This is a genomic window from Streptomyces sp. NPDC021356 (assembly GCF_040641015.1).
Lineage (GTDB): Bacteria > Actinomycetota > Actinomycetes > Streptomycetales > Streptomycetaceae > Streptomyces.
On the sequence record NZ_JBFACU010000002.1, the window covers coordinates 148,714 to 161,455 of the forward strand.

General features: G+C 69.9%; 11 protein-coding genes. 5 read left to right on the forward strand and 6 right to left on the reverse strand.

Annotated elements, in window-relative coordinates; all coding sequences use genetic code 11:
- Positions 1–46: 46 nt before the first annotated feature.
- Entirely contained in the window at positions 47–1,000 is a 954-nt protein-coding gene (locus AB0G56_RS02880) for a heme o synthase (protein ID WP_360962614.1), read from the reverse strand.
- Between the two features lie 433 nt (positions 1,001–1,433).
- Here AB0G56_RS02880 and tkt point away from each other — a divergent pair, with 433 nt between their 5' ends.
- Genes tkt through pgl form a run of 5 tightly spaced genes read left to right on the forward strand, consistent with a single transcriptional unit; the run spans position 1,434 to position 8,051 of the window.
- Positions 1,434–3,536: a transketolase gene (tkt, locus tag AB0G56_RS02885; RefSeq protein ID WP_360962616.1), complete on the forward strand. Its 2,103-nt coding sequence runs from the start codon at positions 1,434–1,436 to the stop codon at positions 3,534–3,536.
- A 34-nt stretch (positions 3,537–3,570) separates the two neighbouring features.
- The gene (tal, locus tag AB0G56_RS02890; protein ID WP_360962619.1) at positions 3,571–4,689 is read left to right on the forward strand and encodes a transaldolase; all 1,119 of its coding nucleotides are present in this window, start codon (positions 3,571–3,573) and stop codon (positions 4,687–4,689) included.
- 4 nt (positions 4,690–4,693) lie between these two features.
- Positions 4,694–6,217: a glucose-6-phosphate dehydrogenase gene (gene zwf, locus AB0G56_RS02895; protein WP_360962622.1), complete on the forward strand. Its 1,524-nt coding sequence runs from the start codon at positions 4,694–4,696 to the stop codon at positions 6,215–6,217.
- Entirely contained in the window at positions 6,214–7,272 is a 1,059-nt protein-coding gene (gene opcA / locus AB0G56_RS02900) for a glucose-6-phosphate dehydrogenase assembly protein OpcA (RefSeq protein ID WP_360962625.1), read from the forward strand. Before zwf ends, opcA begins: the two co-directional genes overlap by 4 nt.
- Complete coding sequence (gene pgl / locus AB0G56_RS02905) at positions 7,269–8,051, forward strand: 6-phosphogluconolactonase (RefSeq protein ID WP_360962628.1); 783 nt, start codon at positions 7,269–7,271, stop codon at positions 8,049–8,051. Before opcA ends, pgl begins: the two co-directional genes overlap by 4 nt.
- A 206-nt stretch (positions 8,052–8,257) precedes the next feature.
- On the opposite strand, the gene AB0G56_RS02910 is transcribed toward pgl, so the two are convergent.
- The 5 genes from AB0G56_RS02910 to gap all read right to left on the reverse strand — a co-directional run bounded on the left by AB0G56_RS02910 (position 8,258) and on the right by gap (position 12,312).
- Positions 8,258–8,593, reverse strand: a complete 336-nt coding sequence (locus AB0G56_RS02910; RefSeq protein ID WP_003957010.1) for an RNA polymerase-binding protein RbpA — start codon at positions 8,591–8,593, stop codon at positions 8,258–8,260.
- A 209-nt stretch (positions 8,594–8,802) separates the two neighbouring features.
- Entirely contained in the window at positions 8,803–9,039 is a 237-nt protein-coding gene (secG, locus tag AB0G56_RS02915) for a preprotein translocase subunit SecG (RefSeq protein ID WP_360962631.1), read from the reverse strand.
- A 107-nt stretch (positions 9,040–9,146) separates the two neighbouring features.
- The gene (gene tpiA / locus AB0G56_RS02920) at positions 9,147–9,923 is read right to left on the reverse strand and encodes a triose-phosphate isomerase (RefSeq protein ID WP_360962634.1); all 777 of its coding nucleotides are present in this window, start codon (positions 9,921–9,923) and stop codon (positions 9,147–9,149) included.
- A 5-nt stretch (positions 9,924–9,928) separates the two neighbouring features.
- Positions 9,929–11,140, reverse strand: coding sequence for a phosphoglycerate kinase (locus tag AB0G56_RS02925; RefSeq protein WP_360962637.1), 1,212 nt, complete (start codon positions 11,138–11,140; stop codon positions 9,929–9,931).
- Between the two features lie 164 nt (positions 11,141–11,304).
- A complete protein-coding gene (gene gap, locus AB0G56_RS02930; protein WP_360962640.1) occupies positions 11,305–12,312 on the reverse strand; it encodes a type I glyceraldehyde-3-phosphate dehydrogenase in 1,008 nt (335 codons plus the stop codon).
- Between the last annotated feature and the right edge of the window lie 430 nt (positions 12,313–12,742).

The following is a 12,742-nucleotide window of genomic DNA, read 5'->3' on the forward strand; positions in this document are numbered from 1 at the left end:
TCGAGCAGGGGGTGCCCCCACCGCCCGCAGGCGACGTCTGCGGAGGTCAGCGCAGGAAGGGGTCCACCGCCACCGCGACGAAGAGGATCGACACATAGGTGATCGACCAGTGGAACAGGCGCATCTCCTTCAGCTTCACGCCGGTCACCTCGGCCTTGGCGCGGTTCTGCAGCCCGTGCGCCTCCCACAGCCAGAAGCCGCCGGCCAGGAGGGCGACCACGGTGTAGAACCAGCCCGTGTAGCCGAGCGGGGTCAGCAGCAGCGAGACGAGGACCATCACCCAGCTGTAGATGACGATCTGCCGGGCGACCACCTTGTTGGAGGCGATCACCGGGAGCATCGGCACGCCCACGCGCGCGTAGTCCTCCTTGACCTTCATGGACAGCGGCCAGTAGTGCGGCGGCGTCCAGAAGAACATGACGAGGAAGAGGATGACCGGCGCCCACGACATCGAGTCCGTGACGGACGACCAGCCGATGAGCACCGGCAGGCAGCCGGCGATGCCGCCCCAGACGATGTTCTGCGAGGTGCGCCGCTTGAGGATCATCGTGTAGACGACGACGTAGAAGAGGAGCGCTCCGAGCGACAGCCACGCCGACAGCCAGTTGACGGTGAGCCCGAACAGCAGGGTGGAGACGACCGCCAGGGAGATGCCGAAGGCCAGGCACTCGCGCGGGCTGACCATGCCGGTGACCAGCGGGCGCTGCGAGGTGCGGTCCATGAGCGCGTCGATGTCACGGTCGATGTACATGTTGAGCGCGTTGGCGCCGCCCGCGGACAGGTAGCCGCCGACACAGGTGAGCAGCACCAGCTTCAGGTCGGGCACACCCTGCTGCGCCAGGAACATCACCGGAACGGTGGTGATCAGCAGCAGCTCGATGATCCGCGGCTTGGTCAGTGCCACGAACGCCTTGACACGGGCCCCGAACGGCCGGTGGCTCGGGCTCTGGCCTGCACCGAGTAGTCCCGCTGGACGGGATTCGACGGCCGTCACGCACACCCCTGACAGAGACTCCCAGCGAGCCCCACCCCTGTGAACACAGGGTAAAGACTCGCGCGTACCACGCCACTGTAGACGTTGCCCAGACCCGGACATTCGCGGGGGTGGGGTCGTGTTGGCACCGCCCGCGCGGCAGGCCCCCGGCGGTGGTTTGGGGGTGCCGCCGGGACGGCGTCCGGAAAGGGTTTCCGACGGGCGCACGACGGCTCGAATGAGCGATCGGATGAGCGCCCCCGTATTCACTTGCCGAATAGGGGAAGGAGCCGGTCGGCAGGCGGATTTCCCGGAGTCCCGGCACTCTTGAATGACTCGAAAAAACGCACGTCTTTACGGGGGTAGGCTCAACAACGGCCGGCCGACGCCAGAACGCCGGCAGCCGGTGCGTGGACACACGCGTCGGCATCCGACATGTGGAGAGGAGCCCTGAACCAGGGTGAGCACCAAGCCGACCACCACAGACCTCGAGTGGACCGAGTTGGACCAGCGCGCGGTGGACACCGCGCGCGTCCTGGCCGCCGATGCCGTACAGAAGGTCGGCAACGGCCATCCGGGTACGGCGATGAGCCTGGCTCCTGCCGCCTACACCCTGTTCCAGAAGGTGATGCGGCACGACCCGGCGGACCCGCAGTGGGTGGGGCGAGACCGCTTCGTGCTGTCCGCCGGTCACTCCTCCCTGACCCTCTACACCCAGCTCTACCTGGCCGGGTTCGGCCTGGAGCTGGAGGACCTGGAGTCCTTCCGCACCTGGGGTTCCAAGACCCCGGGCCACCCGGAGTACGGGCACACGGCCGGTGTGGAGACCACGACCGGCCCGCTGGGCCAGGGCGTCGCCAACGCCGTGGGCATGGCCATGGCCGCCCGCTACGAGCGCGGTCTGTTCGACCCGGAGGCCCCCGCCGGGGAGTCCCCGTTCGACCACTTCGTCTACTGCATCGCCGGTGACGGCTGCCTCCAGGAGGGCATCTCCGCCGAGGCGTCCTCGATGGCCGGCCACCAGAAGCTCGGCAACCTGGTCCTGCTGTGGGACGACAACCACATCTCGATCGAGGGCGACACCGAGACGGCCGTCTCCGAGGACACCGCCAAGCGGTACGAGGCCTACGGCTGGCACGTGCAGCGCGTGGAGCCCAAGGCGGACGGCGACCTGGACCCGCAGGCCATCTACGCGGCGATCCAGAAGGCCAAGGCGGTCACCGACCGGCCGTCCTTCATCGCGATGCGCTCGATCATCGCCTGGCCGGCCCCGCACGCGCAGAACACCGAGGCCGCGCACGGCTCGGCGCTGGGCGAGGACGAGGTCGCGGCCACCAAGCGCGTCCTCGGCTTCGACCCCGACAAGCACTTCGACGTCTCCGACGAGGTCATCGGCCACACCCGCCAGGCGCTGGAGCGCGGCCGGCAGGCGAAGGCCACGTGGGAGAAGTCCTTCCAGGCCTGGCGCGAGGCCGACGCGGAGCGGGCCGCCGAGTTCGACCGCATCGCCGCCGCCGAACTGCCCGCCGGCTGGGCCGAGAAGATCCCGGTCTTCGAGGCGGGCAAGAGCGTGGCCACCCGCGCGGCCTCCGGCAAGGTGCTCCAGGCGCTCGGCGAGGTGCTGCCCGAGCTGTGGGGCGGCTCCGCCGACCTGGCCGGCTCCAACAACACCACCATCGACAAGACCTCGTCGTTCCTGCCCGAGGGCAACCCGCTGCCGGAGGCGAGCCCTTACGGCCGCACGATCCACTTCGGCATCCGCGAGCACTCGATGGGCGCAGAGCTGAACGGCATCACGCTGCACGGCAACACGCGCGCGTACGGCGGCACCTTCCTGGTGTTCTCCGACTACATGCGCAACGCGGTGCGCCTGTCCGCGCTGATGCACCTGCCGGTGACGTACGTGTGGACGCACGACTCCATCGGCCTGGGTGAGGACGGCCCCACCCACCAGCCCGTCGAGCACCTCGCCTCGCTGCGCGCCATCCCGGGCCTGAACGTCGTCCGCCCCGCCGACGCCAACGAGACCGCCCTCGCCTGGACCGAGATCCAGCGCCGCTGGACCAAGGAGTTCGGCAAGGGCGCCCCGCACGGCCTCGCGCTGACCCGCCAGGGCGTGCCGACGTACGAGCCGAACGACGACACCGTGCGCGGCGGCTACGTCCTGTTCGAGGCCGAAGGGTCCGACGGGCAGAGCGCGCAGCCTCAGGTCGTCCTGATCGCCACCGGCTCCGAGGTGCACCTGGCCGTCGAGGCGCGCGAGCAGCTCCAGGCCGACGGTGTTCCCACGCGCGTGGTGTCCATGCCGTGCGTCGAGTGGTTCGAGGAGCAGGACCAGGGGTACCGGGACAGCGTGCTGCCCCCGGCCGTGCGGGCGCGTGTCGCGGTCGAGGCCGGTGTCGCCCTGTCCTGGCACAAGTACGTCGGGGACGCCGGACGCATTGTCTCCCTGGAGCACTTCGGTGCTTCCGCCGACGCCAAGGTGCTGTTCCGCGAATTCGGTTTCACCGCCGAGAACGTGGTCGCCAAGGCCCGGGAATCCCTCGCCGCCGCCCAGCGCTGACGCTCATATACGACACGTAGGAGATGCAATTTCCATGACAGACGCACTCAAGCGCCTCTCCGATGAAGGCGTCGCGATCTGGCTGGACGACCTGTCGCGCAAGCGGATCACGTCCGGCAACCTCGCCGAGCTGATCGACCAGCAGCACGTCGTCGGCGTCACCACCAACCCGACGATCTTCCAGAAGGCGATCTCGCAGGGCGACGGCTACGACCAGCAGGTCTCGGACCTCGCCGCCCGCCGGGTCACCGTCGAAGAGGCAATCCGCATGATCACCACGGCGGACGTCCGCGACGCCGCCGACATCATGCGCCCGGTCTTCGACGCCACCGACGGCCAGGACGGCCGGGTCTCGATCGAGGTCGACCCGCGCCTGGCGCACAACACCAAGGCGACGGTGGCCGAGGCCCGCCAGCTGGCCTGGCTGGTGGACCGCCCGAACACGCTCATCAAGATCCCGGCCACCGAGGCGGGTCTGCCGGCCATCGCCGAGACCATCGGCAACGGCATCAGCGTCAACGTCACGCTGATCTTCTCCCTGGAGCGCTACCGCGCGGTCATGGACGCCTTCCTGACCGGCCTGGAGAAGGCCAAGGAGCGCGGCCTGGACCTGTCCAAGATCCACTCGGTGGCGTCCTTCTTCGTCTCCCGCGTCGACACCGAGATCGACCGGCGCATCGACGAGATGGGCACCGACGAGGCCAAGGCGCTGCGCGGGAAGGCGGGCGTGGCCAACGCGCGCCTGGCCTACCAGGCGTACGAGGAGGTCTTCTCCTCGGACCGCTGGAGCGTGCTGGAGAACGCGGGCGCGAACAAGCAGCGTCCGCTGTGGGCCTCCACCGGTGTGAAGGACAAGGCGTACAAGGACACCATGTACGTCGAGGAACTGGTGGCGCCGAACACCGTGAACACCATGCCGGAGGCCACCCTGGAGGCCACCGAGGACCACGGCGAGGTCCGCGGCGACGCCGTGCGCGGCACCTACGAGCAGGCCCGTGCCGACCTCGACGCCCTGGAGAAGATCGGGATCTCCTACGACGACGTGGTCCAGGTCCTGGAGGACGAGGGCGTCGAGAAGTTCGAGTCCTCCTGGAACGACCTGCTGAAGTCGACCGAGGCGGAGCTGGAGCGCCTCGCCCCCGCGGAGGGCTGACACCTTGTCCAGCGGTAACCCGCTGCGTGACCCCGCAGACCGACGGCTCCCGCGTATCGCGGGGCCGTCGGGCCTGGTCATCTTCGGCGTGACGGGCGACCTGTCCCGCAAGAAGCTCATGCCCGCGGTGTACGACCTCGCCAACCGGGGGCTGCTGCCGCCGGGCTTCTCGCTGGTCGGCTTCGCCCGGCGCGACTGGGAGCACGAGGACTTCGCGCAGGTCGTGCACGACGCCGTCAAGGAGCACTCGCGCACGCCCTTCCGCGAGGAGGTCTGGCAGCAGCTCAGCCAGGGCATGCGGTTCGTGCAGGGCACCTTCGACGACGACGAGGCGTTCGAACGGCTGCGCGGCACCATCGAGGAGCTGGACAAGGCGCAGGGCACGGGCGGCAACTTCGCCTTCTACCTGTCCGTCCCGCCGAAGTCCTTCCCGGTCGTCATCCAGCAGCTGAAGAAGCACGGCCTGGCGGACCAGACCGGCGGCTCCTGGCGGCGCGCGGTCATCGAGAAGCCGTTCGGCCACGACCTGGAGTCCGCCGAGGAGCTGAACAAGGTCGTCCACGAGGTCTTCGCCCCGGACCAGGTCTTCCGCATCGACCACTACCTGGGCAAGGAGACCGTCCAGAACATCCTGGCCCTGCGCTTCGCCAACACCATGTTCGAGCCGATCTGGAACCGGTCCTTCGTGGACCACGTGCAGATCACCATGGCCGAGGACATCGGCATCGGCGGCCGGGCCGGCTACTACGACGGCATCGGCGCCGCCCGTGACGTCATCCAGAACCACCTGCTCCAGCTGATGGCGCTCACCGCGATGGAGGAGCCCGCCTCCTTCGGCGCGGACGCGCTGGCCGCGGAGAAGGAGAAGGTCCTCGGTGCCGTCCGGCTGCCCGGGGACCTGGGCGCGACGACGGTGCGCGGACAGTACGCGGCCGGCTGGCAGGGCGGCGAGAAGGTCATCGGCTACCTCGAAGAGGACGGCATCGACCCGAAGTCGAAGACCGACACCTACGCGGCCGTCAAACTGGAGATCGACAACCGCCGCTGGGCGGGCGTCCCCTTCTACCTGCGCACCGGCAAGCGCCTCGGCCGCCGGGTCACCGAGATCGCGGTGGTCTTCCAGCGCGCCCCGCACTCCCCCTTCGACACCACGGCGACGGAGGAGCTGGGGCAGAACGCGGTCGTCATCCGCGTACAGCCCGACGAGGGCGTCACCGTGCGCTTCGGCTCCAAGGTGCCGGGCACCTCGATGGAGATCCGGGACGTCTCGATGGACTTCGCCTACGGCGAGTCCTTCACGGAGTCCAGCCCGGAGGCGTACGAACGGCTCATCCTGGACGTGCTCCTCGGCGACTCCAACCTCTTCCCGCGCACGGAGGAGGTCGAACTCTCCTGGAAGATCCTCGACCCGATCGAGGAGTACTGGGACACGCACGGCAGGCCCGCGCAGTACGCGTCCGGGACATGGGGGCCGGACGAGGCGGACGAGATGCTCGCACGAGACGGACGGAGCTGGCGCCGGCCATGAAGACGGACCTGACCGACACCACCGCCGGGAAGATCAACAAAGCGCTCGTGCAGGGCCGCCGGGCGATCGGCACACCCGCCGTCGGCATGGTGCTCACCCTCGTCATAGTCACCGACGAGGAGAACGCCTACGACGCCCTCAAGGCCGCCGGTGACGCCTCCCGCGAGCACCCCTCGCGCACCCTGGTCGTCATCCGGCGGGTCTCGCGCACCCTGCGCGACCGCACCTCCTCACGGCTGGACGCCGAGGTCCGGCTGGGCGCGGAGGCGGGCACCGGCGAGACGGTCGTGCTGCGGCTGTACGGCGAGGTCTGCGACCACGCCCAGTCCGTGGTGCTGCCACTGCTGCTGCCGGACGCGCCGGTCGTGGTCTGGTGGCCGGTGAACGGCCCGCTGGCCCCGGCCGAGGACCCCCTCGGCGCGCTGGGGCAGCGCCGGGTCACCGACGCCTACGCCTGCGAGGAGCCGGTGCGGGAACTGGCCGCGCGGGCCGAGGCGTACACCCCCGGCGACACGGATCTGGCGTGGACCCGGATCACGCCGTGGCGTTCCATGCTGGCCGCCGCGCTCGACCAGGTGACCTGCGAGGTCCGGTCCGTCGAGGTGGAGGGCGAGGAGTTCAACCCGAGCTGCGAGCTGCTGGCGATGTGGCTCGCGGACCGGCTGGACGTACCGGTCAAGCGCTCGCTGTCCGCCGGGCCGGGGCTGACCGCGGTCCGCATGGACACCAGCTGCGGCCCGGTCAAGCTGGACCGGGCCGACGGCAGGCTGGCCACGCTGTCCGTCCAGGGGCAGCCGGAGCGTGCGGTGGCGCTGAAGCGGCGGGAGACGGCCGAACTGATCGCGGAGGAGCTGCGGCGGCTCGACCCGGACGACACCTACGCGTCGGCGCTGCGCTTCGGGGTGGAACGGCTGGACGGCTCGGCGCCGCAGGCCACCGCGGAGGCGGCGGTCGCGGTGGCCACACCGGAGGAGGAGGCGGCGAAGGCACCCGCGCGGCGTGCCGCCGCCAAGACCGCCAGGAAGACCCCGACCCGGAAGGCGGCGGCCAAGTGAGCACTCCGCAGCTGGTCGTCCACCGTGACAAGGAGCTGATGGCGCAGGCCGCCGCGGCCCGGCTGATCACGAAGATCGTGGACGCGCAGGCCTCCACGGGCTCCGCGTCCGTGGTCCTGACCGGCGGCCGCAACGGCAACGGCGTCATGGCCGCGCTGGCCTCGGCACCCGCCCGCGACGCCGTCGACTGGGGGCGCCTGGACCTGTGGTGGGGTGACGAGCGGTTCCTGCCGGAGGGCGATCCCGAGCGCAACGTCACACAGGCCAAGGAGGCGTTGCTGGACTCCGTACCGCTGGATCCGAAGCGGGTGCACGTGATGCCCGCCTCCGACGGGCCGTGGGGCACGGACGTCGAGACGGCGGCGGAGGCCTACGCCGAGGAGCTGGCCCACGCGGCCGGCCCCGCCAACCACGGCGCGGTCCCCACCTTCGACGTGCTGATGCTGGGCGTCGGCCCGGACACGCACGTGGCGTCCCTGTTCCCGGAGCACCCGGGGGTGCGGGAGACGGAGCGCACGGTCATCGGCGTCCACGGCTCGCCGAAGCCGCCGCCCACCCGCATCTCCCTGACCCTGCCCGCGATCCGCTCGGCCCGTGAGGTGTGGCTGCTCGCGGCGGGCGAGGACAAGGCGAACGCGGTGGCGATGGCGCTGTCCGGCACGGGCGAGATCCAGGCCCCGGCGGCGGGCGCGTACGGCCGCGCGCGCACGCTGTGGCTGCTGGACACGGCGGCGGCGTCGCAACTGCCCCGGTCGTTGTACCCGCCGGCGTCGGCCTGATCGACCACCGGTCACCACCGAGTACGGGACGGGGGCGGCGCGGGCACCACAGCCCGCACCGCCCCCGTTTCCGTGAGGGCGCGTGGAGGCGACCGCCGCGCGGCCGTCCGGGCGTCGTCAGCCGTCCACTCGGCCGGCCCCGGTGAGGAACGAGCCACGCCGGACTCCCCCGAGTGCCGAGGCGGCACCCGACGGGGCGTCAGCTGTCAGATCTCGCCCCGCAGTTTGGCGAGCGCCTCGGCGAGGATGGCCTCGCCGTCCGCGTCGCTGCGCCGCTCGCGCACATAGGCGAGGTGCGTCTTGTACGGCTCGGTGCGGGGCGGGTCCGGCGGGTTGTCCCGGTCCTGACCGGCCGGGAAGCCGCAGCGCGGGCAGTCCCAGGTGTCGGGCACCTGTGCGTCGCTGGCGAAACTGGGCTGCGTCTCGTGCCCGTTGGAGCACCAGAAGGAGATGCGCAGGCGCGGCGCGGACTCGCCGCGCTCGGCCTCGCCCATCGGCCCCGCCCCGACCCGGCTTCCCCGGATCGCGTTGCCACTTGCCACGGTCGTAACTCCCTGCGTGATGGTGCCGCGAAACGAGTCGGCGTACCGCTTCGCTGCGAGCGCCTCAGTCTACGTAAGGCCCAACGCGCGTCCAGTGATGGGAGTTACCGTCCCCCGCACACAGACGCAAGCCCCATGATAGGCCGCGCTGTGGAGCGCGTACCGACCATGGGGCCTTCCGTGCGGAATGTACGGTGTTCGCCGGCTCGTCAGCTGTTGGACTTCATCAGGATGCCGAGGACGATGATGCAGGCGATCCACAGCAGACCGACCACGACGGTGATGCGGTCGAGGTTGCGCTCGGCGACGGAGGAGCCGCCGACGGAGGACTGCATGCCGCCGCCGAACATGTCGGAGAGGCCGCCGCCCTTCCCCTTGTGCATCAGCACCAGCAGCATCAGCAGCAGGCTGAAGACGATCAGGGCGATCGAGAACCCCAAAACCACGGCTGGACCAACTTCCTCGGATACGGATGGACGACGGGGACACAGCACCTTGGCTGTGCCCCCGCCAGGGTACGACGTATCGCCGCTACCGCCTACTCACGGCCGGCTCACTGCTCGCGGAACCTGATGATCTTGACGAACTCGTCGGCGTCCAGCGAGGCGCCGCCGACCAGGGCGCCGTCGATGTCGGCCTGGCCCATGATCTCGGCGACGTTGCCCGACTTGACCGAGCCGCCGTACTGGATGCGGATCTTGTCGGCCACGTCCTGCGTGTACAGCTCGGCGAGCTTGGCGCGGATGGCGGCGCAGACCTCCTGCGCGTCCTCGGCGCCGCAGACCTTGCCGGTGCCGATGGCCCACACGGGCTCGTAGGCGATCACGACCGACTCGGCCTGCTCGGCCGGGAGGTCCTTCAGACCGCCTTCGACCTGGGCGAGCGTGTGCGCGACGTGGTTGCCGGCCTCGCGGACGTCCAGTTCCTCGCCGACGCAGAGGATGGGGGTCAGGCCGTGCTTGTAGGCGGCCTTGACCTTCGCGTTGACCAGTTCGTCGGTCTCGTCGTGGTACTGCCGGCGCTCGGAGTGCCCGATCACCACGTAGGTGCACTTGAGCTTGGCCAGCATGGGGCCGGAGATCTCGCCGGTGTAGGCGCCGGAGTCGTGCTGCGAGATGTCCTGGGCGCCGTACTTGATCTTGAGCTTGTCGCCGTCGACCAGGGTCTGCACGGAGCGCAGGTCGGTGAAGGGCGGCAGGACGGCGACCTCGACGGCGTCGTAGTCCTTGTCGGCCAGGGCGAAGGCGAGCTTCTGGACGTGCGCGATGGCCTCGAGGTGGTTGAGGTTCATCTTCCAGTTGCCCGCCATCAGCGGCGTGCGGGTGGTCATTGAGGTCAGTCCTCCAGTGCGGCGAGGCCGGGGAGCGTCTTGCCCTCGAGGTATTCGAGGGAGGCGCCGCCGCCGGTCGAGATGTGGCCGAATGCGTTCTCGTCGAAACCGAGCGTACGGACGGCCGCGGCGGAGTCGCCGCCGCCGACCACGGTGAAGCCGTCGGAGTGGACGAGGGCCTGGGCGACCGCCTTGGTGCCCTCGGCGAAGTCGGGGTGCTCGAAGACACCCATCGGGCCGTTCCAGAAGACGGTGGCGGCGTCGGCGAGCTTCGAGGCGTACAGCTCACGGGTGCGCGGGCCGATGTCCAGGCCCTCCTGGTCGGCGGGGATCTTGTCCGCGTCGACCGTGTTGTTCTGCGTCGGCGCCTTGGTCTTCAGGTCCGGGAACTCCCGGGAGACCACGACGTCGACGGGAAGCAGCAGCTCGACGCCCTGCTTCTCGGCGCGCTCCATGTACTCGGTGACGGTCGGGACCTGGTCCTCCTGGAGGAGGGAGATGCCGACCTCGTAGCCCTTGGCCTTGAGGAAGGTGTACGCCATGCCGCCGCCGATGAGCAGCCGGTCGGCCTTGCCGAGGAGCTGGTCGATGACGGCGAGCTTGTCGGAGACCTTGGCACCGCCGAGGGCGACGACGTAGGGCCGCTTGACGTCCTCGGTGAGCTTCTTCAGGACGCCGACCTCGGTGGCGATGAGGTATCCGGCGTAGTGCGGCAGACGGGCCGGCAGGTCGTAGACCGAGGCGTGCTTACGGTGCACCGCGCCGAAGCCGTCGCCGACGTAGACGTCCGCGAGGGCGGCGAGGGCGTCGGCGAACTCGCCGCGCTCGGTGTCGTCCTTGGACGTCTCGCCGGGGTTGAAACGCAGGTTCTCGATGACCGCGACCTGGCCGGGCTCCAGGCCGTCCACGGCACCGTGCGCGGCGGGGCCCACGGTGTCCTGGGCGAAGGCCACGGGGGCGCCCAGCAGTTCACCGAGGCGCTCGGCGGCGGGCAGCAGCGAGAAGGCGGGGTCCGGGGCGCCCTTGGGGCGGCCCAGGTGCGAGGCCACGATCACCTTGGCGCCGGCACCGGCGAGCGCCTTGACGGTGGGCAGCACGGCGCGGATGCGGCCGTCGTCGGTGATGACACCGTCGGCCAGCGGCACGTTGAGGTCGGCGCGGACGAAGACCCGCTTGCCGTCCACGCCTTCGCTGAGAAGTTCGTCGATCGTCTTCATGGGAATGGGACTCCTGAGGAGGGGCTCTTGATCGTACGAGGGCCGGTCGATCCGCACGCGGGCGGGCCGAGGGACCCGGCCCGCCGTACGCGCGTCAGGGCCCGGACCGCGCGGTGGTGCGCTGCCCGAGCCCTGTTCTCACATCGAGGTGCCTGCTCTGCCGATCAGAGCTGGTTGCCGATGAAGACCGTGAGGTCGACGAGGCGGTTGGAGTAGCCCCACTCGTTGTCGTACCAGCCGATGACCTTCACGTTCTTGCCGTCCTGAACCATGGTCAGGGACGAGTCGAACGTGCAGGACGCCGGGGCGTTGACGATGTCGGAGGAGACGATCGGGTCCTCGGTGTACTCGAGGATGCCCTTCAGCTCGCCCTCGGCGGCCTTCTGGAAGGCGGCGTTGACCTCTTCCTTGGTGACCTCGCGGGAGAGCTCGACGACGAGGTCGGTGACCGAGCCGGTCGGGACCGGGACGCGCATCGCGATGCCGTCCAGCTTGCCCTTGAGCTGCGGCAGCACCAGGGCGGTGGCCTTCGCCGCGCCGGTGGTGGTCGGGATGATGTTCTCGGCGGCGGCGCGGGCGCGGCGCAGGTCCTTGTGCGGGAAGTCCAGGATCCGCTGGTCGTTCGTGTACGCGTGCACCGTCGTCATCAGACCGCGGACGATGCCGAAGTTCTCGTCCAGGATCTTCGCCATCGGCGCCACGCAGTTGGTGGTGCAGGAGGCGTTGGAGATGACGTTGTCCGTGGCGGCGTCGTACTTGTCCTGGTTGACGCCCATCACGATGGTGACGTCTTCGTTCTTCGCCGGGGCGGAGATGATGACCTTCTTGGCGCCGCCCGCGATGTGCTTCTCGGCGTCTTCCTTCTTGGTGAAGATGCCGGTGGACTCGATGACGATGTCCACGCCCAGCTCACCCCAGGGGATGTCGGCCGGGTTGCGCTCGGAGAGGACCTTGATGGTCCTGCCGCCGACGGTGATGGTGTCCTCGGTGTGCGTGACCTCCTGCTTGAGGCGGCCGAGGATGGTGTCGTACTTCAGCAGGTGAGCGGTGGTCGCGGTGTCACCCAGGTCGTTGACAGCCACGATCTCGATGTCTGCACCCTGCTCCAGCAGCGCGCGGAAGTAGTTACGACCGATGCGGCCAAAGCCGTTGATGCCTACGCGGATCGTCACGAACCGATCTCCTCGTTGGTACGCCGGTTTCGACGCCGGCGAGCTGTATTGGGATGTCCCCGACCACCCCCGACCCTACCTCCCTGAGGCCTTCGAAGTGACATTCGGAGACCCCCTGAACGGCATGGCGACCCGTACCCGTCAGTAGGGGTGCGGGCCCCCGCGGCCCGGCGTCCGGTTCACTCCTTTTCAGTACGGAGTGTCCGTACGCGTTGACCGCATTCATCACTCTTTCGTGCAGACCCCGGCTCACTTGTCGAGTACGGCGATCTCCCGCCCCGGAGAAGCCGTCCGGTCGGCCGCGCCCCTCGGCGTCGAGGGGCGGCAGCGGCCGTCGGCCGCAAGACGGCGGTGGGGCTCCCGGCGGCGTCCGGAGGCAGGTGCGGCGGGGCCCGTCCGCGCGGCCGGGCCCCGCCGCGCGGCGCACGCC

Excerpts from the sequence above, each read along its gene's own strand:
- tal (WP_360962619.1), top strand. The coding sequence starts at position 3,571 with ATGACAGACGCACTCAAGCGCCTCTCCGATGAAGGCGTCGCGATCTGG.
- opcA (WP_360962625.1), top strand. The coding sequence starts at position 6,214 with ATGAAGACGGACCTGACCGACACCACCGCCGGGAAGATCAACAAAGCG.
- tpiA (WP_360962634.1), bottom strand. The coding sequence starts at position 9,923 with ATGACCACCCGCACGCCGCTGATGGCGGGCAACTGGAAGATGAACCTC.
- AB0G56_RS02925 (WP_360962637.1), bottom strand. The coding sequence starts at position 11,140 with ATGAAGACGATCGACGAACTTCTCAGCGAAGGCGTGGACGGCAAGCGG.